The organism is Spirulina subsalsa FACHB-351 (assembly GCF_026130165.1).
Lineage (GTDB): Bacteria > Cyanobacteriota > Cyanobacteriia > Cyanobacteriales > Spirulinaceae > Spirulina_A > Spirulina_A subsalsa_A.
In genome coordinates this window covers 13,301-36,971 of sequence record NZ_JAIHOM010000046.1, presented here as the reverse complement: position 1 = coordinate 36,971, position 23,671 = coordinate 13,301, and the positions used below count along the sequence as shown (strand labels likewise).

The window sequence follows — 23,671 nt, the reverse complement described above, 5'->3', positions numbered from 1 at the left end:
GGTGGCTTCTGGGTGGGGGGAGGGACTGGGGGGGGTTTCCTCGCTTTCCGGTTCAACGGGGCGAGAAATGGCTTCTAGGGTCGTTTCTGAGGCTTCTAGGGAGGCGGGTTGGGTGAGATCCTCTACGTCATCATCTTCTTCTGACCAAGCCGAGGCGAGGTTTTCGGTTTCTAGTTCTTCTAAGGGACTCAGACAACGGTCTAGGACTGCTTTGAATTGGCGCGTGTGCTGTTGTTGGCGGATGAGGCGATCGCGCAGTTCCTGAGAATTTTCTGCCGCTTCTAGTAATACTGACCCTTGCACCTGATAGCGTTGTTGCGCCCGTTGATATTCCTGTTCTAAATGGACAATCTGACTCTGGGCGGCCTCTAGTTGGGCGGTGAGGGTTTCAATGAGAAGGTGTTGCCGTTGGGCGACCCTGTGGGAGGCTTCTAGTTCTTCAAATAGTAGATTAACTTGGGCTTGGGCGGTTTGTAAGTCCTCATTTTGGGCGGCTAGGGCGGCTTGATGGTGCGATCGCGAACCTTCTTGCAATGACAAGCGGCGTTTATACCCCTGTAACTCTTCCTGAGTTTGAGCTAAGGACTGTTCCAGCGCCGCCACCCGTTTTAATAAGTCCCGATTCCGTTGCCGTAATTTCCGCGCCAAAGCAAACCAGTCCGCCTCCTGTAAGGATTGCGCCCGGTCAAGAACCATTTCCTCGGTTCCTGAAAGTTGATCTAACACCTTAGACGCTTGAGACTCGGGCAAATCCCCCCCCGACTCCGGTAGGGGATCATCCCAAGGACTAAAGCTATCAAGTCTACCGCTATCGGGTATTGCTCCAGTAACCTCTGGGTCCTCCGTTGAGAACTCGTCAGACCTTGCCCTTGCAACAGCCTCTAGAGCAGGATCATCCCCCGGCTCTCCCGTTGACGGGTCTTCTCCTGACCCACCCAAGGACTCAACCGCAGGAGGCGGAGGGGTTAACATCTCATCATCACGAGGGGGTTGATTCGGGGGGTCTACTGGAGTCATAACACTTTCAGATAGAAGGATTCACAGCGTCTCAGGCCGAGACAATACAAAGGCCAGTCTTCATTCTACGGATTAGTGTACCTGACATCTTTGCAGACTTGAAATCTTTTGGTGTAGAACCTTTGTTCAATGACCCAACCCGCGAAAATGCTAACCCACTTGTGATATTCTGATCCCCTCAAACGGGACATAATCAATTGACGCTCCCATCGCTAAAAGCGAGGGATTCCCTGTTCAACCAGTTACCTTATATACTAAGCTCTCACCTAATAGACAGTGGGTAGTCTGTCCGAGGGCTTAAATTCCTGTCCGCCCGACAGTATTGGCTCTACGAAGTATGTTGATAGCGGCGTTTTCATCTCTGTCTAGAACACAGCCACAAGAACAAATATGAGTCCTAGCTTCTCAGCTTGACGAAGAAATCGAGGATTGTCTAGTTTTTCTCCATTGGAGTCCGTCAAGAAATGGTTGAAGCCCACATCAATTCCTATTTCCTTTCCTGTATAATCAAGGGGTTCTACTCGTTCAAGGTCTAGGACAAATTGGCAATAGAATCCGTCAGCCCTTTTGAGCAGCCTAATCCTCTTTATCTTCTCTTTTGGAATCCATCCAGAGTCTAAGACATTTATTCCGAATGAACTGTCCTATTCTAATAGCTTCTAGGATAGCGACTTGTTGTTTTGGTTTAGCTTTAACCTTAAACTCCATGACTCGCATTGACTCGACCGCCCAATGTGTTATATTATCATAATATCATCTCACCGTACAAGCTGCCAATAGTTATGGAAGCCAATTACTCTAAGACCCGCAGGGCTACATTTAATCTTACTGTTCATATTGTGTTGGTGACTAAATATCGGAGAAAAGTATTCCAGAAAGAACATTTAGAGTTCTTATTAAAAAATCTGTGGAGAGCCAAGACTCTCCAGAGTATTAATTGTGCTTCGCTGTTTCTATATTGGTTGGCTTTTCATCTCATCGGTGAAACCGAGAGCCTTCAAGCCAACATTGCAGTAAAATTGTAATTGACACCAACCGAAAGAACCTTGACTGGCGCACTGAAAAAGCCCTTGAACAACAAAAAACCGCCCTCCGTGAAACATCCCCTCAAGCGTCTCATCCGCTACGGGCGCAAATACCGTCCCCTGATGTGGCAAGCTGGGACTTGTTCCGTTCTCAATAAACTCTTTGATCTCGCCCCTCCCCTATTGATTGGGATGGCGGTGGATATTGTAGTAGAACAGCAAAACTCTCTACTGGCTCAATGGGGCTTCGAGACCATTTTTGGTCAATTATTGATTTTATCGGTCTTAACGTTCATTATTTGGGGCTTAGAATCAATCTTTGAGTACGCCTATGACCGACTGTGGCGGAATTTAGCCCAAAATGTTCAACATGACCTCCGCTTAGATGCCTACAGTCATCTGCAAGATTTAGAATTGTCCTTTTTTGAAGAACGCAGCACCGGGGGACTCCTCTCCATCCTCAATGATGATATTAACCAGTTAGAGCGGTTTCTGGATATTGGCGCAAACGAGATCCTACAAATCACGACCACCATTATTTCTATTAGTGTGGGTTTTCTGATACTCGCTCCCACGGTGGCTTGGATGACCATGATCCCCATTCCGGTGATTGTCTGGGGGTCTATTGTGTTCCAGAATAAACTCTCGCCCTATTATGCCCAAGTGCGGGAACAGGTGAGTTTATTAAGCGCCCGTTTGTCCAATAATTTAAGCGGCATTACTACGATCAAAAGCTTTACCACCGAAGCTTACGAAATCCAACGACTGGGGATTGACAGTGAGGCCTATCGTCAAAGTAATTATCGGGCGATCGCACTGAGCGCCGCTTTTATCCCTCTGATTCGCTTTGCCATTCTCTTTGGCTTTACCGCTACCCTCCTGATTGGGGGAGTCCAAGCCGCCGAAGGCCAGTTAGCCGTAGGGACTTATAGCGTCTTGGTATTCATGACCCAGCGTTTACTCTGGCCCCTCACCGGATTAGGGAAAACCCTCGATCAATATCAGCGTGCCATGGCATCCACCCAGCGCGTGATGAATCTTCTCGATACCCCCATTCTCATTCACTCCGGCCATTTATACTTAGACCAGGTTCAAGGGGCGATTGAACTAAAAAACGTTAATTTCGCCTATGGGAATGGGGTGGAAGTGATTAAAAACCTCTCCCTGCATATTCCCGCCGGACAAACCATCGGGATTGCTGGCTCCACAGGATCGGGCAAAAGTACCCTCGTTAAATTACTGTTACGCCTCTACGAAATCCAACAGGGAACCATTACCTTAGATGGGGTAGATTTGCGGGATATTCAACTGCACAGTTTACGACAAGCCATTGCTTGGGTGAGCCAAGAGGTCTTTCTCTTTCATGGCACCGTGGGGGACAATATCGCCTACGGTAGCCCAGAAGCTACCCCAGAGGAGATCACCCACGCCGCCAAACTCGCCGAAGCCCACGAGTTTATTCTGGAACTTCCCCAAGGCTATGAAACCATTGTGGGGGAACGAGGTCAAAAGTTATCCGGGGGACAACGGCAACGAATTGCGATCGCCCGTGCCATCCTAAAAAACCCACCCGTCCTCATTCTCGACGAAGCCACCTCCGCCGTCGATAACGAAACCGAAGCCGCTATCAGTCGCTCCCTAGAGCATATCACCCAAAACCGAACCACAATTGCGATCGCCCATCGTCTCTCCACCATCCGCCATGCCGACTGTATCTACGTCATGGAACAAGGCCAAATCGTCGAACAAGGCACCCATGAAACCCTAGTCGCCCAACAAGGGGTATATGCCAACCTCTGGCAAGTCCAAACCGGGAGCAAACCTACCCAAACTCCCCATCTCCAAGATTTCACGGAGTAATCCCTCCTCAAACCCCTTCCCGTTACAAAGATTAATCAAAATCTCCGCTAATTCACGGAAACTTTACAGACATTTTGCGTATTTTTGGGTAGACTTGATCAATCCAGTAGAGACTACCCTCGTAGTATCTACTCGATAACACTTACCAAGTCGTTGATTACCTCAAGGGTTTAATTATGGATAGATTACTTGGCCGACTTTCCACCAGCCTTTGCATTGCAACGGGAGTCCTACTGACCTCCTCAGTCATGTTGCCCGCAGAAGCTTTTACCATTACCCAAACCACCGACACAGCAGGGAATCCAGCACAACCCCTGTGGACTGTGGGCATGACTCAAGATGATGTGGGTGGCAGCTTCATGACCAATTGGTTATTACCCGCCAGTCCCAGTGACCCCTATGGGAGTCTCACTCAAGACCTCAGTGCTAGTGCCACCTATACCCTGAGTGCCTTTACTAGCAGCTACATGGACTTAACCATTAGTCTGACCAACACCACCATACTCAGTACCCTCACCAATGCCAACATTATGAGCTTTGGGTTTGGGGTAGACCCCAATGCAACAGGTGTCAGTTTCCTCAACCAAGGGGGCGTGTTTGATGATGTGAGACTCAACAGCACCCCTAACTTTACAGGCGGCTTCAAAAACATTGATATTTGTGTCTACGCCGCTAACAACTGTTCTGGAGGAAACGTCAATCAAGGTCTGTTTGCCGGAGCGACAGACACTTTTAGCCTACGGATTTTTGGAGACTTTTCCACAGGAACCACTAGTTTAGGCGGCTCATCCGCCACCCTCTCCGACTTCCCCATCAAATTCCAAACCTCAGCCGACAGTTATCAGTTAGCCGGCTCCGGTCATGTCGAAGAAGTCCCCGAACCTCTCACCATCCTAGGCACAGGATTAGCCTTAGCCTTTGGTGCAGGTTTGAAAAAAGAATACGACAAACGGAAAAAAAGCGTCGAAGCCTAACCCCGGTTAATCCCATCGAAAATCCTCGGAAGGTGGTTCGAGATTTTTCTCCCTAACAAATCGTGCTTATCCCATCCAGCATTTCAACAATTGTCAATTTTTGACCTGTTGAAATAGATGGAATCCCCGTCCGTTTACGGCGGGGCGGATGTCAAAGTTCATGACCCAAGCACTTTTTCTTGTTGCTCTAAAAGCCAAACATCTGGGGATTTGAGCCGCCGTAATCAGAAACCCGGTTTCTCCCATTAAAAGAACAGAAATTAGTCTTCTCGCCCGTGAATATTCATGAAGCTTGAGCAAAACAGTCTCCTGAGTTATCTTTACTCTCCCCAGTATTGGTTATTAGGGATTACCACGGGTTTAATCGCCATCTATGGTCAGTTGGTTTGGCTAAGTGATGACGCTAATCTTATTTCTACGGTTCTCTTATTCTTCGGAGTTATCGGTTATCTCATTTACCAAAAACGCCAGAGCCTCCAGCTAGTCAGTAGTCCTCTAGCAACCCTATTCGGTATGGTGCTAATTGGCTTATTTTTACTCTGGACAAATCTCCCCGCTAATGTGTCCTTAAACCCTCGATTTTTACCCGTTCTCCCTCTATTTTTTGGTGGGGGGTTAATGTTAATCGCGTCAGGATTTAAAGGCTTAAAACAATACATTCCAGAACTGATTATTCTAGCCGTTTTAAGTCTTCCTTATCTTGTACTTTATTACGTCATTAATTTATCAGCCATTACCGCAAACTTTACCGCATTTCTACTCTGGTATAGTGGCTTTGATGTTTCCCATGTGGGGAGTTTTTTAATCCTACCTGATGCAACGGTGAACGTGCGGGAAGGATGTTCCGGGGCGGAAGGCATTTCCCATTTATTCGGTCTTGGGGTTTTATTTTTAATTATGTTTCCTCAAAGTCACGGAAAAAAAGCAGTTTTACTGGTTTTCTCGTTTGTTTTGGGGTTTTTCATGAATAGTCTGCGGGTTATTCTTATGGTCATGTTAGTAGCGGGAGGAGATGGAGAGGCTTTTTACTACTGGCATGAAGGGGATGGATCTTTAATTTTCTCGCTCATTTCTGTTACCTTTTTAGCGGGGTTTTGTTTTTGGTTATTGCAAGAACCGACATCGGAAAAACTCGATCCTCCCAGTTTATCTTAACCGCAAAGTGGAGAGGGGGAGCCGGGAATTAGGTTCGTAGTTGCGCTTCAGCGCCCCATCGAGAGTCGGGAATCAGGTTCGTAGTTGCGCTTCAGCGCCCCATCGAGAGCCGGGAATCAGGTTCGTAGTTGCGCTTCAGCGCCCCATCGGGAGCCGGGAATCAGGTTCGTAGTTGCGCTTCAGCGCCCCATCGAGAGTCGGGAATTAGGTTCGTAGTTGCGCTTCAGCGCCCCATAAGCCCTAGATAGGGCTTGCTGAATAACTCGGGGAGCAGGGGAGCGGGGGAGTCGGAAATAATTGTCAATTATCAATTATCAATTGTCAATTATCAATTATCAATTCCCTTGTTGAGTCTAGCGTTGGGCTTTTTCAGCAGACCCTAGATATTCTTTCTTGCTCCTAAACAAGACCTAACCTAACCAGCCTGCGCTTAAAACCACCGTGAGACTAACAAATAAAATGCTTAAAGTCCAAGTCACGCGGTTAAGGGTGGTTTCGGCACTTTTGGTGCTGGTGAACAGTTGCGCTTGACCACCAATTCCTCCCAGTCCATCCCCTTTAGGACTGTGTAGTAAAACTAAAATAATCAATAACAATGCAGAAAGCGTCCAAAGGATTTGAAAGAGTTGAACAATAGTCATTTTAAGTTTTTAACTCACTACAACCAAGATTTTGATACCCTATCAATGCTAACAGGAATTGCAACCTTGCGGTGATGGTGAACAATCTGCCCTATGCTCTCGGTTTAACGGGGGGAATTGCAACGGGTAAAAGTACCGTTGCGGACTATTTGACCCGGGCCTATGGTTGGCCTATTTTAGATGCGGATCTCTATGCGCGGGAAGCGGTGGAACCAGGTTCGGTGATTTTGGAGGCGATCGCACAGCGCTACGGCCCCAGTCTCCTGAACTCTGATGGTACCCTCAACCGTCCTCAACTGGGGGACATTATTTTTAACACCCCCAAGGAACGGCAATGGTTAGAAGACCAAATCCATCCCTTCGTCAGAGAGCGTTTTGAGCAGGAAATGAGGACGCTAGAAAGTCCGGTGGTGGTTTTAGTCATTCCCCTACTCTTTGAAGCCCAGATGACCGATTTAGTGGGGGAAGTTTGGGTGGTGTCCTGTTCCCCAGAACAACAACTGACCCGTCTACAAACACGCAATCAGTTGTCCCGAGAAGCGGCACAGGCGCGCATTGCTAGTCAAATGCCCTTAGATGCAAAAATTGCTCTAGCGGACGTTGTGATTGAAAACAACGGCCAGCGAGAGCATTTACAGCAGGAGGTGGATCGGATTGTCTCCACCCGTTGCTACAAGTTCCCCCAATCCTGTACATCGAGATAATCATTAGCCGGAGCAGACTGGGAGGGATTGAGAATCCGTTGCCAAATTTCCAGTTGAGAACGGGCGGCATTGTAGGCGGGAGTGTTGGGGGGGACTTGAGAGGCGATCGCAATAGCCGTCCGTAAATCACTGCCCGCTCGATTCCGCGCCATTGCCAGAATTTGCTCACTCCAGACTTGTACGGCTTGATTACTCTGGTAACGGTATAACGACTCATTAGGCACCTGTGAAGCCCGATTAATCGCCTGATTAAGGGCTTCTGGCGTTCCCCGTTGGGCGAGTTGTTGGGCTTGGGCGAGCAGGCGCTGGGCATTCACTTCCCGTTCCCAACGACTAATCCGGGATTGGGCTTCATTGTATAACGCCCGATCCCGTTGAATCCGTTGCGCGGTTTGGATGGCCGCCCGGAAATTCCCTTGAGTCGCCAAGTTCATCGCCTCATCTAAAATAGGCTGATCTTCCGTTTGTTGAATATTGTTTTCCCACTGTTGAATCCGCATTTGGGCTTCCCGATAGAGGGGACGATTGGGATCAATCTGCCTCGCCTCTTCCACCGCCTGTTCTAAGCTATCTAGACCCGGCTGACGAGCAAAATTCTGGGCCCGTTCTAAACGGGGTCGATCTTCTAGGGTTTGAATTTGCCGCGTCCAGTCGCTGATTCTGCTTTGAGCTTGGGAATAGCGGGGATTCTCTCGGGTGACTAAGCGGGCTTGGGCAATGGCGGCATTGAGGGAACTGGGGCGACCATCTCGGGCCAATTGATCAGCTTGGTCTAATTGCACCACGGCCTCTGCTTCGAGTTGCCACTGTCGGGCGAGTTTTTGGGCTTGGCGATAGAGGGGACGGCCGGGGGTGACACGAATGGCACGGGCGATCGCATCTTCTAAATTGCGCACCGTGCCATAACTGGCCGTTGATGCTGCTTCCGCCAACATATTAATATCTAGTGCCTGTTCTGTTAACCCCAACTCGCTGGGAATCTGATTAGACACCCGCATGGCTTCCTGCCATTTCCCCTCTTGCAACAATTCCAAAGCCAGATCAATCATTTTATCCCCAGCCCGACTGATCAGCATTTGAGCTTCCGCATAGGCCGAACTTCGGTCATTAATATTTTGAGCCAGTTCAATGGCTTGTAGCAAGTTATCTAAACCCCCCCGATTGAGGGCTGTATAAGCTTCATCCAGTTGGCGACTTTCCCGACGGGCTAACTCTAAATAATCAAATAACTCCCGATACCGGGTATTGGCCCAATAACGATTATTCAATCTCGTCAAACGAGCCGCATTTTGAAACGCTAAACCCCAAGCGGCGTTCTTAATATGACTTTCTGCCTCTTCTGCAATTTGTTCCCCTTGTTGCCAGACCTCATTCCAACGCTCAATCCGCTCCTGTACAATGCTTGGATCTTGCAAATATTGGGAAACTTTATTGGCCAATGCGATCGCCTCTTGTAAGCGCCCCTCTTGAAACTCCTGCTCTCCCAAAGCCAGCAAATCATTCACCCACTTCTCAATATTGCGGTCAATTTCCCCTCGCAGAGGATGATCAAGGGGCAAATCCTCCACCAAGCGAATCGCTTCTAACAAGTCCTCAATGGTTTGTTTATTCGCCGCTAACTCCGCGCAATACAACCGCATTGAAGCCGAAGCAGTTGGCCAGAACATAGAGGGACAATTCGGCATGGCCGGAGACTTGGTTAATAAGGCCGTAGCACTAAAACCAATCGTTCCCGTCACAATGATCACCATCACCCCCCAGAGTTGCCAACTCCACAAGAAGGAAGTGGGGGATGTCGTCGGTTCAGGTGTAGAGGGTTGAGGGGGTTGATTTTTAGACACTGGATAAGTTGGGGGACGATGGAACAGTTTACCACCCTGACCTTTATGCTCCGTTGGTCTGGAGTTAGACTGTTTCTGGGCGGATTTGCCCCCCAACTTAACATTTTTTAAGCTAACATTCACGGTCGGTACATTCACGGTCGACTGTTTCTGTTGCCCCTCTACAAAATCGGTTCGGTCTCCTGTTGGTCGCCTTGAGGAGGGCTGTTGGATTGTTCTCGTCGTTCTGGGGCTGGGGTCCTGTTGGGGGGGAGAACCCCTATGGGACACTCCCCCTATCTTGCCTCCCCCGATTCTATGCAATCCTTGTTCATAAGACTCATTAAACTTCCTGACATGACTCCGAGGTGACACCTGTGAATGTTCCATGACTCATCTCTCCTCACTCGTATATTCTAGAAACGGAAACGGTTTTAGGTTATAGCAATTGTGCTTAGACTCCCATCGTTGATTTGGCTGATATTTGGCTATTTTTGACTCATCATTGCTAAATCGCTACCCATGAATCATCCGTATAAGTTCACCCTTCCCGCGTTCTGACCTGCGTCAGGAAACGGGAAGCGTCCTAATTTGTCAAGCCAAATTTTCAAGAAGTAGGTAATCTAGGCGGTTTCGTCGGTGCTTTTTCCTTGAGTTGCCCCCACTTGGGAGGTAATCTAGCTAGTCTGAATGAGACGTGAACTCTGGGCTATTGTCCTATTTGTATTCCAAGCGAGCCTTTTTTGCACGACTCAGATAGGTTGGCAATAGTGTCTGGTGTCTATTAGAGAAGATCAGTCTAACGACTTAATTAGACATATCTGGATATCTGGCCATTAGACATCTCCTATAATTAGGCACAAAAAACCACTATGCCCTTCCTGAAATAGGGTTTTCGGAGATGTTTATGGGGTCGAATATTATATAGATGCAAGGTGATGGGAGACTAAAACTGTGATTTAGCCCAGTCTTTTCCAATTCACCTTTTCCACCTCACGGTTGAGGCCTCCTGATGTTAATAACTCCCCGCCCTAAAAGCGACGGGGATTCCCACTTCTCGGTAATCCCCTGATACTAGGGAAAATCTATCCTAGGTGTTAACCCTAGGTTTGGTGTTAACCCTAGGTTTGGTGTTAACCCTAGGTTTGGTGTTAACCCTAGGTTTTAACCGTCTCAGAGGTCATTGATCAACCCTAAATCAAGGGAAAGCTGGAAAAACTACCTTATTGTAGCCATAATCTGCAATTTTCACCCGGATTCTAAGGTTATTTTTTGTAAAAAGAAAAATCCGGTGTAGGTTGGGGCATAATCAAGGGAAAAATCGGGGTTTTAGAAGCGGGCAACACTGTAGAGGACTGTACCCAGTACCTGAATAATCACCGGGCCCACCCAACCTAAAACGAGAAAGGCCAACATGGGGGATAAATCCAGACCGCCTAGAGGGGGGATAAAAGAGCGGAAGATATTTAAGTAGGGGTCTGTGATGGGGCTAAGGAATGACATGGTTTGTTGGGCCCAGGCTGCGGTTTGAAACCAACTGAGTAGCACGCGCACCAACAACAGGAGAGAGTAGATATAGAGAAAATTAGAAAGGCTCTGAACTAAGAGGTTGATAATTTCTGGACTCATGATTAAAAAAAATGTCCTGTACTTATAGGTTTTTCCCATTCTATCGGAAATAGAGCAAGAGGACTGCCAGGAGGGTCATCTCATGAACTCGGGGCGGTTCTATTCAGGTCAGAGGTGCGCATGGCTCGCCAAAATTCTTCATATTGTTGAGTGGTGGAGTCTGGGAGGGGTAACAAAAATTCGCTATTTTCGATGACTTCAAGGGGGGGGAGACGGAGGGGGTTATTTTGGAGGTCAGGGGGTAGGGTAGTGCGATCGCCTGTGAGGAGAATGGGAGAGGTGCCACTGGTGTTCAGGGTGATATTTTGGGCCGCTTGAGTTTGCCAGTAAAACTCAACCCATTGTTGTAGGAGAGGGTCTAGGGCGGGCTTGTTGCTTCCTTGGGGTTTGACCCATAAATCCACCCAGCGCGCTGTTCCCGAGGCGGGAACAACGGCTTTGATTTGGGGGTATTGCTGCATCAAGGGCAGAATATCAGAAGACCAGCCCACAGCGACCCAAGCATCTTTAATCACAAGGGGTTGTAGGTAATGGGTGGAACTATAAAACTTAATTTGTTGGGCGAGTTTTTTCAGTTCCGGGAGGAGTTCAGGAACGGCGTTGAGGTCGGGGGTATTGTAAGAGTAGCCGAGTTTTTTCAGGGTGAGGCCGATGATTTCTCGGGGCTGGTTGATCACGGTGAGGCGATCGCGCAAATCCGGATGCCATAGATCCCCCCAATCTTGGGGAGTCCATTGTAGCGACCTCAGAGCATCTTGATGATAAGCAATTAACGTATTCCCCCAACGATAGGGCGCGCCCCAAATCTCCCCTTGTCCATCATAATTGCCCTCCCGATCCCGTCTCACCACATTTTGCCAAGGACTGGGCAGATTTTCCCAGCCCTGCCACTGTTCAACCTCACCGAGGGGCTGGATATATTCCTGTTCAATCGCAGATTGTAGCCAAGCATCCCCCAAACTGACTAAATTCGCCTGAGTTGGTAGCGGTTTTCCCACCAAAGGAATCCGATTCCACCAAGGTTGATTGACCTTCTCCCCTTGGGCGATAGTCTGCCACGTTTTCAACAGGTCAAAAATTTGTTCTAACTGGGCTTCTGGCACCACGGCTAAACGATTGCCCGTCGGTAAACCGTTACGAAACTGCCCAATTAAGCGCAGAGGCAAAGAACGATTCAACAGTTGAATCCTTAACGTTAAGGCATCATCTACCCCACACCCCGTTAACATGGGGGCAAGAGCCGCCCCCGCACTGAAAGCCACACTATGACGTAAAAAACCGCGACGAGTAATCATACACACTCACAAGGTACAATCGGAAACACTGATGATCGGATTGCTTTCACCATTAGTCTAGGACATGAACATTTTAGATTCCAAAGGTCGTTTATTCGGTAAACTCAGCATCCTCGATTTTGGGGCGGCTGTGGTGATTTTACTCGTCATTATTGGCATTTTTTTCATCCCCGGCAGTCCTAGTCCTTTGGCACAAGGGGGAAGTGGTCAACCCATTGAAGTGGATGTCATTGTGCGAGGCCTCAGTGTTCGTAACCCCCTAGGATTTATTGAAACCTTAGCCGCCAAGGAACGCACCAATATTGTATTACGCAATCAACCCAGTGGCTCTGTGGAAATCAAATCCGTTACACCCCTAGAACGACAAGTCGTTGTTCCTCAGCCCGATGGTTCCGCCGCCGCTCTCCCAGATCCTCGCCCCTTTGAATATAGTGCCGATATGATGATTACCCTCGGCGGTAATGCCCAAATCACCCCCAATGGTCCGGTTTTAGGCAACAGTCAAGTTAAAGTAGGAACTCCTATTGAATTAGATGCACCGGAATATAATTTTCGCGGCAGTGTGATTGAAGTGCGAATTTTGGAATAGGGAACAGGGAACAAGGTTGGACTAACCCCCACGCCCTACCCCCAAAAGGGTAAAATACCTAATTGCATGATCCGCATTCGGACTTAAAAAATTATGTCATCTGCGAGTACCCTAAACCCCCAATCAACAGAACTCTTTCCCTTTACCGATCAATCTTTAGTGATTGCTGGACGTACCTTTAGCTCCCGTTTAATGACGGGAACCGGGAAATATCCCAGTTTGGAGGTGATGCAACAGAGTATTGTGGCCAGTGGCTGCGAAATTGTCACCGTTGCTGTGCGACGAGTCCAAACGAAAGCACCCGGTCATGAAGGTTTGGCAGAAGCCATTGATTGGGGCAAAATTTGGATGTTGCCCAATACCGCAGGCTGTAAAACGGCGGAGGAAGCGGTACGGGTAGCCCGTTTGGGGCGAGAAATGGCGAAGTTATTAGGTCAGGAAGACAATAATTTCATCAAGTTGGAAGTGATCCCCGATGCCAAGTATCTGTTACCGGATCCCATCGGCACTCTAGAAGCGGCTCAACAGCTAGTTAAGGAAGGTTTTGCTGTTTTACCCTATATTAATGCTGACCCCCTGTTAGCGCGCCATTTAGAGGACGCTGGCTGTGTTACGGTGATGCCTTTAGGTTCTCCCATTGGCTCGGGGATGGGCATTCGCAATATTGATAATATTCGCATTATTGTGGAGCAGGCTCAAATCCCGGTGGTGGTAGATGCGGGGATTGGAACACCTAGTGAGGCGGCGGCGGCGATGGAGTTGGGGGCGGATGCGTTATTGATTAATAGTGCGATCGCCTTGGCGCAAAATCCCGTCTTTATGGCCGAAGCGATGGGACAAGCTACCCGCGCCGGACGTTTGGCCTATCTCGCTGGACGCATCCCCTGTAAGGCTTACGCCAGCGCGAGTTCACCCCTCACCGGAACAATTGTTTAAGGGCGCAGGTTGCATTTGCCCTCTTTTGCGTTACAATCAATGTAAAGATTTGTTACGCATAACAAAATCGCTCTAAACTGCCCCAAAATGGCAGGATTCGACGTAGATAAGAGGTTTTAACAAATGCCCTATACCCAAGAAGAAGGCGGCCGGCTCAACAATTTTGCAGCAGAACCTAAAATGTATGTTGCTGAACCCCCTTCCAAGAAAGAACAAAGAAACTACATCATTGCGGGTGCTGCCGCGTTGGCTTTAGTCTCTGGTGTAATTTTTATTGCTTTCTCTATTTCCTAGGTGATTAATTCCTAGATTGTTAAACTTTTAGCTTCAATATAGTGGCAAGGGCGTAGATATACGCCCTTATTTTTGTTGATTCTAGGACAGTTTTTGCTGAAATGAGAAAGGTTGAAGTAGTTGCTTACAATCCCCAATGGGGAGAAATGTTTGTCGCAGAAGCTGAACACATTGCCTCGGTATTGGGGGCGAATGTAGTGGCAATTCATCATATTGGTAGCACGGCCATTCCTTCAATTCATGCTAAACCCATTATTGATCTTTTAGTAGAAGTGCAGGATATTGGACAAGTCGATGAATATAATGGGGCAATGGAGAGACTGGGTTATCAAGTTATGGGAGAATTTGGCATTGTTACTCGTCGTTATTTTCGCAAAGAAAATTCAGAAGGAGTGAGGACTCATCATGTTCATATTTTTCCGGCAGGTTCAGAACAGGTTCAACGTCATCTCATGTTTAGGGATTATTTGATAAATCACCCAAAAGATGCACAATTTTATAGTAAGCTTAAGCAGGATTTAGCGCAACAGTATCCTACTGACATTGAAAAATATATGGACGGGAAGGATGGCTTGATTAAAATTCTTGAGCAAAAAGCAAAAGACTGGTTTCAAGAGGAGCAATTATGAGAAAAAATTTAATTGTATTTTTATCAGTAATCTTGGTGTTACTTACAGCCTGCACAGCGGGGGTGGGAAATTTACAGACCTATGTTTCAGCGAACCAAGGCTATGAGTTTAAGTATCCCAATGGCTGGGTACAGGTGATGGTTGAAGACGCATCTGAGGGGGTGGATGTGGTGTTCCGGGACATTGTAGAACAAAGTGAGAATTTAAGTCTGATTATTAGTGATGTTCCTCCCGATAAAACCTTGAGTGAGTTAGGGACTCCTTCTGAGGTGGGTTATCGTTTTTTGAAGGTAACAAATCAGAAGAATTTAGAGCGAGAGGTGGAGTTAATCAGTGCGGAGTTAGAAAAAAACGAGGGAAATGTTTATTATATTTTGGAATATGCGGTGACTTTTGCCAATCAACAGAAACGGCATAATATCGCGAGTGTTGCGGTGAGTCAGGGTCAGTTGTTCACGTTTAATTTATCAACGGTTGAGAGACGTTGGCCCCAGGTTAAAGGGGTATTTAATGCCGTGGTTCGCTCTTTTATGGTTTACTAAGAGAACGGGGACTAGAATATTCCCCTGCTCCCCCGCGAAGTGAGAAGAGAGAAGGGAATTAATAATTGACAATTATCAATTGTCAATTGTGAATTATTCCCGACTCCCGACTCCCCAACTTATTCCCCATTCGCTATGTCTCCCCGTTTTGTCTTAGGTTCTGCTTCCCCAGCCCGTCTGCAATTGTTACAACAAGTGGGAATTCAGGCGATCGCACAAAAAAGCGGTTTTGATGAATCCTTGGTGCAGTGTGAGGATCCTGTAGAATTAGTGAACACCCTCGCTGAACGCAAAGCCGAAATCGTCGCCCCCCAGTTTCCCGATGCCCTAGTGTTGGGGGGTGACTCCGTGCTATCCGTGGCTGGGGAGATTCACGGGAAACCCCAATCAACAGAAGAGGCGATCGCACGTTGGCAGAAAATGCGCGGCAACACCGGAATCCTCTACACCGGACACGCTTTATTACACCACCAGAAACAGCAAAAAATAGTTCGGTGTGGTCAAACGATTGTTCATTTTGCCGACATTAGCGATCGCATTATCGAGGCCTACGTTGCCACAGGAGAACCCATGAACTGTGCAGGCTGTTTTGCCATTGACGGTCAAGGGGGGTTATTTGTGGAGAAACTAGAAGGCTGTCATAGTAACGTCATTGGCCTAAGTTTACCCCTGCTGCACCAGATGCTCAACGAACTGGGGTACAGCATTACACAATTCTGGTAGAGGAGATGCGACTAGAGGAATTAACTAAAGGAAGCTCAGTTAGAGGCATTTTGCCCAACGAAGTGGTTTCAGTGGTTGACGTGAAATGGTTTGGCTCCGATGTCATTGAATTGACCTACAAGGACGCAGGTGGCCGTCCGGGGAACGAATTGCTCTATCGCGATCGCGAACCCACCTTAGAAATAGTCACTCAAGACCGCCCTTGGAATTTTACCGCCGATGGCTCACTATTGCGCCTAGTCTCCGAGGCGCACCGGATTCGCTTGGCTCATCTGTTTGACCCCCTGCTAGCCGTACATACTTCTTTAGTTGAACCCCTACCCCACCAAATCACCGCAGTTTACGGGCAAATGCTCACCCGCCAGCCCTTGCGTTTCCTCCTAGCTGATGACCCAGGTGCAGGTAAAACCATCATGGCGGGCTTGCTGATGGCAGAACTTTCCATTCGGGGGGACTTACATCGTTGCCTTGTGGTTTGCCCCGGCAGTTTGGCGGCCCAATGGCAGGATGAGTTATACCAGCGATTTCACCTCCCCTTTGAAATTCTGACCAAAGATCGCATTGAAGCAGCCCGCACGGGTAACGCCCTAGCCGAAATCCCCCTAGTCATAGCCCGCTTAGATCAACTCAGTCGTAACAATGACTTGCAAACCAAATTAGAGCAAACCGACTGGGATTTAGTGATTTGCGACGAAGCACACAAAATGTCCGCCTCCTTTTTTGGGGGTGAGATCAGAGAAACTAAACGCTACAAACTCGGGAAACTCCTGTCCCGTATCACCCGCCATTTCTTGCTGATGACTGCCACCCCCCACAACGGCAAAGAGGAGGACTACCAGCTATTTATGGCTCTGTTAGATGGCGATCGCTTTGAAGGCCGATTTCGGGATGGCGTTCACCTCTGCGACACCTCCGACCTCATGCGGCGACTCGTTAAAGAAGATTTACTCAAATTTGACGGCACCCCCCTCTTTCCAGAACGTTGTGCTTATACCGTAGATTACGAACTTTCTGACCTAGAAGCAGTCCTCTACAAACAAGTCACAGAATATGTCCGCGAAGAGTTTAACCGTGCTGACGCTTTAGATAATCAAGGCCGTAAGGGAACCGTAGGCTTTGCCTTAACCATCTTGCAACGTCGTTTAGCCTCTTCCCCCGAAGCCATCTATCAGTCACTGCGACGGCGGCGGGAACGCTTGCAGAAACGCCTGCGAGAAGAAGAAATATCCAAGCGGGCCAGTGATGCCCAGATTGAATTGTCCAGCGTCCTGATTGAAGATGTAGACGAGTTTGAAGAAGATATTCCCAGTGATGAACGGGAAGCGACAGAAGAAGAAATTGTAGATCAAGCCTCAGCAGCGCGAACCATTGCCGAACTAAAAGTTGAGATTGCCCAACTACAAAAACTAGAGCAGTTAGCCTTGAGAGTTCGTCGGAGTGGCACCGATAAAAAATGGGAGGAACTTTCCCAAATTCTGCAAAATAAACCTGAACTGTTTGATGTTAAGGGTTATCGCCGGAAACTCGTGATTTTCACCGAACATCGTGACACTTTAAATTACTTACAACAGCAAATTATGACCCTCTTGGGCAATTCTGAAGCTGTGGTCACAATTCACGGGGGCATGGGACGGGAAGAAAGGCGAAAATCTCAAGAAGCCTTTACCCAAAACCCAGATGTACAAATCTTGATTGCTACAGATGCGGCCGGGGAAGGAATTAACCTACAACGGGCCAACCTGATGGTCAATTATGACCTGCCTTGGAACCCCAACCGCTTAGAACAGCGTTTTGGGCGCATTCACCGCATCGGACAGACCGAAGTTTGTCATTTGTGGAATCTCGTCGCGAAAGAAACCCGTGAAGGCGATGTCTACCTAGCACTACTGAAAAAGCTAGAAATTGAAAAGAATGCCTTGGGAGGTAAAGTCTTTGATGTTCTGGGTAAAGCCATTGATGGTGTGCAGTTGCGAGAATTGCTGATAGAAGCCATTCGCTATGGTGACTCTCCCGAAATTAAAGCCCGACTCGGCCAAGTTGTCGCCGAATACCTAGACCGCCAACGCCTGCAACAGTTGTTAGAAGAAAAAGCCTTAGCCCGAGATAGGATGGACACCTCCAGAGTCCGGCAAATTCGGGAAGATATGGAACGAGCCGAAGCCCGGAAATTACAGCCGCACTTCGTCGCCTCTTTTTTCTTAGAAGCTTTTCACAAGTTAGGGGGAACAGTCAGAGAGCGAGAAACCCACCGCTACGAAATAACCCATGTTCCCGCCATGATTCGCAACCGAGGACGGGTTTTAGGGACGCGGGATGCAATGTTGCCACGCTATGAACGGATTTGTTTTGACAAGCAACTCATTAGCGTTTCGGGTAAGCCATTGGCCGCTTTAGTTTGTCCGGGTCATCCTCTACTTGATGCCACCATTGACTTGATCTTAGAACGCCACAGAGATGTTCTCAAACAAGGCAGTATTCTGGTGGACGAAAACGACCCTAGCGAACAAGTCCGCGCCTTAGTGTACTTAGAACACTCTATTCAAGATGCCCGCACGGATGGGGCTGGTAATCGTCGGATTGTGTCGCGGCGAATGCAGTATGTGGAAATTATGCCCTCCTCCCCAGTCGGCAGGGGTGAGGGGGATGAAGGTTTAGGGGATGATGGTTTAATCGTTAAAAATGCCGGGTACGCACCTTATTTAAACTATCAGGCTCTTAAAGAGGCAGACCAAGCTTTGCTCGAACCCATCTTAGAACAATCGTGGTTGCTCAATGATATTGAAGCACAGGCCGCAGCTTATGCGATCGCCCACATCGTCCCCCAACACCTCCAAGACATCAAGCAGCACAAGGAAGAATTGATCGACAAGACCATGGCGGCCGTGCAAGACCGACTGACTAAGGAAATCACTTACTGGGATCACCGCACCCACGATTTGGCACAGCAAGAACAGGCTGGCAAGGTAAACGCTAAAATTAACTCAGCCAAAGCTAGAACGAGAGCGGATGAACTGCAAGCGCGGTTACACAAGCGGATGGATGAATTAAAGCAGGAACGCCGTCTTTCTCCCCTACCCCCTGTAGTGGTTGGTGGTGCATTGGTGGTATCAATGGGGTTACTGCAACGGTTGCAAGGGAAGCGTCAGGCGATCGCTCGTACCTTTGCCCAAGAAAGGCAACGGGTGGAAAAACTGGCTATGGAAGCGGTAATAAATGCGGAACAGCAGTTAGGGTATGAACCTAAAGACGTGAGTAGTGACAAATGGGGCTATGATATAGAGTCTCGCATTCCCGGTACAGGACGGCTGCGGTTTATAGAAGTTAAGGGGCGGATAGAGGGAGCAGACACGGTGACAGTAACCAAAAATGAAATTATCACCGCCCTGAATAAACCCGATGATTTTATTTTGGCGCTGGTGCAAGTGCCTAAGTCGGAGAACTTTAATGAGGGTGATGTGTGGAAGGTCAAAGAATCACAGGGAACTTACAAAGTAGGGGATAATGGCTGTGTGATTCGCTATATACAGCGTCCCTTTCAAAAAGAGCCGGATTTTGCCGTCACCAGCATAAACTACAATTGGCGGGAATTGTGGCAACAAGGAAGTGAGCCAAGTTAGTATTTTCTTGTTCAGTTCGTAGTCAGGACTTTAGTCCTCACCCTAGCGTTAGGAGTTGTAAAATGAACGCTCACAAACTTGAAGTTATTTTAACTGAAGATGGAACTCTGACATTGCAAGGTTTACCATTTCATGCTGGGGATGCTGTGGAAGTGATTATTTTGTCAGCTAAAACTCCACATCACCAAGCAGCACCAAAAGTTCAATTAGATAAAAATCGTTATCCTTTGCATGACACACAACCATATCGGTATGATGACCCCACAGAACCCGTTGCTTTGGAAGATTGGGAAGTTTTGCAATGATTGTACTTGATACTCACATCTGGGTTTGGTGGGTGCAAAACGATTCTCGACTGACTGCAAAACATAGACAGTGGTTACAAGATTATGAGCAAGAAGGTTTAGGAGTCAGCATTCTTTCTTGTTGGGAAGTAGCAAAATTAGTCGAAAAAAATAGACTAATTTTGCCCCTACCTATTAATGAATGGTTAGATAATGCTTTGGCTTATCCGGGAGTACAGCTATTAGATTTGACATTACCAATAGTAGTTGATTCAACTACATTAAATGGTTTTCATAGTGACCCGTTTGACCAACTTATTGTAGCAACGGCCAGATTTTATGATTGTCATTTATTAACTGTCGATGCAAAAATTCTTAATTATCCTGATGTGAAGACGCTCAAATAAGCTCTTGACTTCTAACTTTGGGTCTTCACTGGTCAAGATTGCCTATTACCTGACCTTGACAAGAGGAGAAAAGGCTTAACTTGTCAAGATTGGCTCTATCCTTATACTTTGTCCTGCCTTGACTACCAGTTTCAAGATCGGGCATGATAGGGGATATGCCCTAGTCTAGGTTTTCAACATGGCCATTAGTAACCGCGAACGAGTAGGTAGAGCGTTAGAGTTATTACAACAGGGCTTATATCCCTTTGTAGAACGGGAAATGCGGTCAAAATACGGTGATAAATGGGTAGTCGCCGCTATTAATTTTGTTCCAGAAGACCGTAACCTGCGCCGCCCTGTTGCTAAAATTCTCAAGGAGGATGTCTCCGCACTGCTGAAAGTGATGTGCGGCCAGTGGCGGGATGTATTTAAAGAAACTTTAGGCAATGCGGAAAGGAGCTTAGTTGGCGAGTTAATGGACACGCGCAACAACTGGGCGCACAGTGCCACTTTCTCTACAGATGACACCTATCGCGCCCTTGATAGCATTACCCGCCTCCTCACAGCTATCTCCGCCCCAGAAGCTGATGCTGTGGAAAAACAAAAACAAGAATTACTTCGCATCCGCTTTGATGAACAAGCCCGCCGCGCTACTCGCAAGGCGGCTGTGACGGCCATAGAAACTAAGCCCGGTGGCGGTCTGAAACCTTGGCGAGAAATCGTCACCCCCCACCCTGATGTCGCGTCTGGTCGCTACCAACAAGCGGAATTTGCGGCCGACCTGTGGCAAGTTTACTTAGATGAGGGTTCTGATGAATACCGTTTGCCGACAGAATTCTTTCGCCGCACCTATTTAACGGAAGGACTCAAACAATTACTGAGTAATGCTTTGCTGCGGCTGTCTGGTGCAAGCGGCGACCCTGTAATTGAACTGCAAACTAACTTTGGCGGTGGCAAAACCCACGCGATACTGGCATTGTATCACTTGTTCTTTGGAGTTCCTGCTAGCGAACTCCCCGGATTAGAACCTGTGTTTGCTACGGCTGGTGTGTCAGGATTGCCTGAGAATGTGAATACTGTTGTCTTGGTCGGGAATAAAATATCCCCCGGTCAACTGCACCGCAAGAAAGACGGTACTGTTGTGAGAACACTTTGGGGGGAAATTGCTTGGCAACTGGGCGGTAAAGAGGGTTACGAGATGGTGCGAGAGGCTGACGAGTCGGCCACTAATCCGGGTGATACCCTCAAGTATCTATTTAACCGCTATGCTCCTTGCCTCATTCTGATTGATGAATGGGTGTCCTACGCTCGTCAACTCCATGATGGTCGGGATTTACCCGCCGGGTGTTTTGACACTCATTTCACCTTTGCTCAAACGTTAAGCGAATCGGCCAAAAATGCTGACCGCACATTGTTAGTGGTCAGTATCCCGGCTTCTGATATTGAAATTGGCGGCGACCGAGGGAAAGAAGCACTGAATCGCTTGAAAAACGCCATTGGTCGGGTTGAGTCCCCTTGGCGGCCTGCGAGTGCAGAGGAAAGTTTTGAAATTGTCCGTCGTCGCTTGTTTCAACCCCTGACTGACTCGGATTTATTTGTTGCCCGTGATGCTGTGGTGCGGGCGTTTAGTGAAATGTATCGCGCTCAGTCCCAAGAATTCCCGTTAGAGTGCCGGGAAAGTGACTATGAACGCCGCTTAAAAGAGGCTTATCCTATCCATCCTGAACTGTTTGACCGCCTTTACAGCGACTGGTCGGCTTTAGATAAATTTCAACGGACTAGGGGCGTGCTGCGGCTGATGGCTAAGGTTATTCACTGTCTCTGGGAACAGTGCGATCGCAGTTTAATGATTCTACCCGCTAATGTGCCGATGGCTGACACCCAAGTACAGTCAGAACTCACCCGCTACTTAGAAGATTCCTGGGTGCCAGTGATTGAAAAGGATGTAGATGGTACTAACTCCCTGCCCGTAGCCCTGGATGGTCAAAATCCCAACCTAGGGCGCTACTCTGCTTGTCGCCGCGTGACCCGTACCATTTACCTTGGCTCTGCCCCCACCCTACAAGCCGCTAACCGAGGTTTAGAAGACCGCCGCATCAAACTTGGCTGCGTCCAGCCCGGTGAAAGTGCTGCCACCTTCGGCGATGCCCTGCGCCGCCTGAGCGACCAAGCTACTTATCTCTATGTGGGCGATGGTAATCGTTACTGGATATCCACTCAACCCAACGTTACCCGCACCGCCCAAGACCGAGCTAACCAAATTCAACAAGATACAGACCGGGTTGGGGAAGAAATTATTCGCAGACTCAGGGCCGACAAGGAGCGTGGGGAATTTGTGGGGGTTCACATCGCCCCCCCTTCCAGTGCAGATATCCCAGATGATGAGAATATGGGGGTGCGCTTAGTGGTCTTGGGGCCGCAGTATTCCCACAGTAGCAAGGCTAAAGATAGCTCGGCTTATGAGAAGGTCATGGAAATTCTCTCCTCTAAAGGAGCCAGCCCCCGCTATTGTAAGAATTTGCTGTTGTTCGTAGCACCGGACAAAATCAAACTTGATGCCTTAATGGAGTCGATTTGTCAATTTTTAGCTTGGGATTCCATTGTGAGGGACAAGGAGGTTTTAAACCTCGATGTTGCCCAAAGTAATCAAGCGACACAAAAGCAAAAAGATGCGGATAAAACAGTCAATTTTTTACTGCCAGAAACTTACCAGTGGTTGCTAGTTCCTAGTCAACGTAACCCGCAAGATCCCATTATTGCGGAAGACGTTCGCCTCCAAGGACAAGAGTCTCTAATTCTGCGGGCAAGTCGCAAAGTGGTTCATGAAGAACACCTGATTCCTAATTATGCTGCCTCACGTTTGCGCATGGAAGTTCTTGACCCTTATATCTGGCGCAATGTCAACCATATTGACCTAAAAACACTGTGGAAATATTTAACGAACTATCTGTATTTACCGAGACTGAAAAATGAACAAGTGCTACTTGATGCTATTCAGCAAGGAGTGAGTAACTTACTGTTGACGGAAAATTTTGCTTATGCGACGGGCTATGATGAAGCCAAGCAACGTTATTTAGGATTGAAGGCTTGTGAAGGGGTGAGTGTAACCCTGAGTCATCAAAGTTGGCTGGTGAAAGCCGATGTCGCCGAGGGACAATTGAGGGCAGATAGGGCTGAACAAGAAGGCCAAGGACAAACCGCAGAAATAGCCCGAGGGGGGGAAGTCCGTGATGGCGGTATTCCTGTTTCTGTAAACGAGACTGGAACAAGTTTCGGCGATCGCACCACTAGGTCCCAGAAGCAACTGCGCCGCTTTTATGGGTCTGTTGACTTAGATCCCCTGCGCGTTACACGAGATGCTGGACAGGTCGCCGATGCAGTCCTACAACACCTAGCCAGTTTAGTCGGTGTGGATGTACAAGTTACGTTAGAAGTTCAGGTACAATTACCTGACGGAGTACCAGACCATGTGATTCGCACCGTGAGTGAAAACTGTCGGACGTTGAAGTTTAAGACCCACAATTTTGAGGAGGATTGACACGTACATAGGG

17 protein-coding genes and 4 pseudogenes are annotated in these 23,671 nt (G+C 48.1%); 15 read left to right on the top strand and 6 right to left on the bottom strand.

Translation table 11 applies throughout. The features are described from left to right. Window positions 1–1,017, bottom strand: a pseudogene (locus tag K4A83_RS11105) (hypothetical protein); the annotation flags it as partial. Between the two features lie 234 nt (window positions 1,018–1,251). Next, window positions 1,252–1,622, bottom strand: a pseudogene (locus K4A83_RS23890) (hypothetical protein); the annotation flags it as partial. 177 nt (window positions 1,623–1,799) lie between these two features. On the opposite strand from K4A83_RS23890, the pseudogene K4A83_RS23885 reads away from it, so the two are divergent. The 4 genes and pseudogenes from K4A83_RS23885 to crtA form a co-directional block, all read left to right on the top strand. After that, window positions 1,800–1,913 (top strand): annotated as a pseudogene (locus K4A83_RS23885) (transposase); the annotation flags it as partial. Between the two features lie 252 nt (window positions 1,914–2,165). Beyond that, on the top strand, window positions 2,166–3,902 hold the full coding sequence (locus K4A83_RS11090) for an ABC transporter ATP-binding protein (RefSeq protein WP_407809995.1): 1,737 nt from the start codon (window positions 2,166–2,168) through the stop codon (window positions 3,900–3,902). Between the two features lie 176 nt (window positions 3,903–4,078). Next, a complete protein-coding gene (locus K4A83_RS11085) occupies window positions 4,079–4,876 on the top strand; it encodes a cistern family PEP-CTERM protein (protein WP_265264601.1) in 798 nt (265 codons plus the stop codon). A 285-nt stretch (window positions 4,877–5,161) separates the two neighbouring features. After that, complete coding sequence (crtA, locus tag K4A83_RS11080; protein ID WP_265264600.1) at window positions 5,162–6,031, top strand: cyanoexosortase A; 870 nt, start codon at window positions 5,162–5,164, stop codon at window positions 6,029–6,031. Window positions 6,032–6,441: 410 nt separating this feature from the next. On the opposite strand, the gene secG is transcribed toward crtA, so the two are convergent. After that, window positions 6,442–6,672 carry a preprotein translocase subunit SecG gene (gene secG, locus K4A83_RS11075; protein WP_265264599.1) on the bottom strand — a complete coding sequence of 77 codons (231 nt, stop codon included), beginning with the start codon at window positions 6,670–6,672 and terminating at the stop codon, window positions 6,442–6,444. A 74-nt stretch (window positions 6,673–6,746) separates the two neighbouring features. On the opposite strand from secG, the gene coaE reads away from it, so the two are divergent. Continuing rightward, window positions 6,747–7,376, top strand: a complete 630-nt coding sequence (gene coaE / locus K4A83_RS11070) for a dephospho-CoA kinase (protein ID WP_265264598.1) — start codon at window positions 6,747–6,749, stop codon at window positions 7,374–7,376. Here coaE and K4A83_RS11065 read toward each other — a convergent pair. The 3 genes from K4A83_RS11065 to K4A83_RS11055 form a co-directional block, all read right to left on the bottom strand. Further along, complete coding sequence (locus K4A83_RS11065; protein WP_265264597.1) at window positions 7,343–9,355, bottom strand: tetratricopeptide repeat protein; 2,013 nt, start codon at window positions 9,353–9,355, stop codon at window positions 7,343–7,345. The two genes, coaE and K4A83_RS11065, sit on opposite strands and share 34 nt — an antisense overlap. 1,170 nt (window positions 9,356–10,525) lie before the next feature. After that, window positions 10,526–10,825 carry a YggT family protein gene (locus K4A83_RS11060; protein ID WP_265264596.1) on the bottom strand — a complete coding sequence of 100 codons (300 nt, stop codon included), beginning with the start codon at window positions 10,823–10,825 and terminating at the stop codon, window positions 10,526–10,528. 80 nt (window positions 10,826–10,905) lie between these two features. After that, window positions 10,906–12,120 carry an extracellular solute-binding protein gene (locus K4A83_RS11055; protein ID WP_265264595.1) on the bottom strand — a complete coding sequence of 405 codons (1,215 nt, stop codon included), beginning with the start codon at window positions 12,118–12,120 and terminating at the stop codon, window positions 10,906–10,908. A gap of 64 nt (window positions 12,121–12,184) precedes the next feature. Between K4A83_RS11055 and K4A83_RS11050 the strand changes: the two genes are divergently transcribed. The 10 genes and pseudogenes from K4A83_RS11050 (at window position 12,185) to K4A83_RS11005 (ending at window position 23,658) form a co-directional block, all read left to right on the top strand. Then, window positions 12,185–12,709, top strand: coding sequence for a DUF4330 domain-containing protein (locus K4A83_RS11050; RefSeq protein WP_265264594.1), 525 nt, complete (start codon window positions 12,185–12,187; stop codon window positions 12,707–12,709). 114 nt (window positions 12,710–12,823) lie between these two features. Beyond that, window positions 12,824–13,645: pseudogene (locus K4A83_RS11045) on the top strand (HisA/HisF-related TIM barrel protein); the annotation flags it as partial. Window positions 13,646–13,768: 123 nt separating this feature from the next. Beyond that, complete coding sequence (psb34, locus tag K4A83_RS11040) at window positions 13,769–13,939, top strand: photosystem II assembly protein Psb34 (RefSeq protein WP_017305832.1); 171 nt, start codon at window positions 13,769–13,771, stop codon at window positions 13,937–13,939. A gap of 101 nt (window positions 13,940–14,040) precedes the next feature. Then, window positions 14,041–14,568 (top strand): GrpB family protein, encoded by a 528-nt coding sequence (locus K4A83_RS11035; RefSeq protein ID WP_265264592.1) that lies wholly within the window; start codon window positions 14,041–14,043, stop codon window positions 14,566–14,568. Beyond that, the gene (psbP, locus tag K4A83_RS11030) at window positions 14,565–15,110 is read left to right on the top strand and encodes a photosystem II reaction center PsbP (RefSeq protein WP_265264591.1); all 546 of its coding nucleotides are present in this window, start codon (window positions 14,565–14,567) and stop codon (window positions 15,108–15,110) included. The genes K4A83_RS11035 and psbP overlap by 4 nt, the downstream gene beginning before the upstream one ends. A gap of 135 nt (window positions 15,111–15,245) precedes the next feature. Continuing rightward, the gene (locus K4A83_RS11025; protein ID WP_265264590.1) at window positions 15,246–15,833 is read left to right on the top strand and encodes a Maf family protein; all 588 of its coding nucleotides are present in this window, start codon (window positions 15,246–15,248) and stop codon (window positions 15,831–15,833) included. A 5-nt stretch (window positions 15,834–15,838) separates the two neighbouring features. Continuing rightward, window positions 15,839–19,450 (top strand): helicase-related protein, encoded by a 3,612-nt coding sequence (locus tag K4A83_RS11020; RefSeq protein WP_407809994.1) that lies wholly within the window; start codon window positions 15,839–15,841, stop codon window positions 19,448–19,450. Between the two features lie 62 nt (window positions 19,451–19,512). Next, the gene (locus K4A83_RS11015; protein WP_265264588.1) at window positions 19,513–19,755 is read left to right on the top strand and encodes a hypothetical protein; all 243 of its coding nucleotides are present in this window, start codon (window positions 19,513–19,515) and stop codon (window positions 19,753–19,755) included. Beyond that, window positions 19,752–20,141 (top strand): type II toxin-antitoxin system VapC family toxin, encoded by a 390-nt coding sequence (locus K4A83_RS11010; protein ID WP_265264587.1) that lies wholly within the window; start codon window positions 19,752–19,754, stop codon window positions 20,139–20,141. Before K4A83_RS11015 ends, K4A83_RS11010 begins: the two co-directional genes overlap by 4 nt. 178 nt (window positions 20,142–20,319) lie before the next feature. After that, window positions 20,320–23,658 (top strand): Swt1 family HEPN domain-containing protein, encoded by a 3,339-nt coding sequence (locus K4A83_RS11005; RefSeq protein ID WP_265264586.1) that lies wholly within the window; start codon window positions 20,320–20,322, stop codon window positions 23,656–23,658. The last annotated feature ends 13 nt before the right edge of the window (window positions 23,659–23,671 follow it).

Bases quoted from the DNA above. Each gene is read 5' to 3' on its own strand.
- K4A83_RS11090 (WP_407809995.1), top strand. From the start codon at position 2,166: ATGTGGCAAGCTGGGACTTGTTCCGTTCTCAATAAACTCTTTGATCTC.
- K4A83_RS11085 (WP_265264601.1), top strand. From the start codon at position 4,079: ATGGATAGATTACTTGGCCGACTTTCCACCAGCCTTTGCATTGCAACG.
- crtA (WP_265264600.1), top strand. From the start codon at position 5,162: ATGAAGCTTGAGCAAAACAGTCTCCTGAGTTATCTTTACTCTCCCCAG.
- secG (WP_265264599.1), bottom strand. From the start codon at position 6,672: ATGACTATTGTTCAACTCTTTCAAATCCTTTGGACGCTTTCTGCATTG.
- coaE (WP_265264598.1), top strand. From the start codon at position 6,747: ATGGTGAACAATCTGCCCTATGCTCTCGGTTTAACGGGGGGAATTGCA.
- K4A83_RS11060 (WP_265264596.1), bottom strand. From the start codon at position 10,825: ATGAGTCCAGAAATTATCAACCTCTTAGTTCAGAGCCTTTCTAATTTT.
- K4A83_RS11055 (WP_265264595.1), bottom strand. From the start codon at position 12,120: ATGATTACTCGTCGCGGTTTTTTACGTCATAGTGTGGCTTTCAGTGCG.
- K4A83_RS11050 (WP_265264594.1), top strand. From the start codon at position 12,185: ATGAACATTTTAGATTCCAAAGGTCGTTTATTCGGTAAACTCAGCATC.
- psb34 (WP_017305832.1), top strand. From the start codon at position 13,769: ATGCCCTATACCCAAGAAGAAGGCGGCCGGCTCAACAATTTTGCAGCA.
- K4A83_RS11035 (WP_265264592.1), top strand. From the start codon at position 14,041: ATGAGAAAGGTTGAAGTAGTTGCTTACAATCCCCAATGGGGAGAAATG.
- psbP (WP_265264591.1), top strand. From the start codon at position 14,565: ATGAGAAAAAATTTAATTGTATTTTTATCAGTAATCTTGGTGTTACTT.
- K4A83_RS11025 (WP_265264590.1), top strand. From the start codon at position 15,246: ATGTCTCCCCGTTTTGTCTTAGGTTCTGCTTCCCCAGCCCGTCTGCAA.
- K4A83_RS11020 (WP_407809994.1), top strand. From the start codon at position 15,839: ATGCGACTAGAGGAATTAACTAAAGGAAGCTCAGTTAGAGGCATTTTG.
- K4A83_RS11015 (WP_265264588.1), top strand. From the start codon at position 19,513: ATGAACGCTCACAAACTTGAAGTTATTTTAACTGAAGATGGAACTCTG.
- K4A83_RS11010 (WP_265264587.1), top strand. From the start codon at position 19,752: ATGATTGTACTTGATACTCACATCTGGGTTTGGTGGGTGCAAAACGAT.
- K4A83_RS11005 (WP_265264586.1), top strand. From the start codon at position 20,320: ATGGCCATTAGTAACCGCGAACGAGTAGGTAGAGCGTTAGAGTTATTA.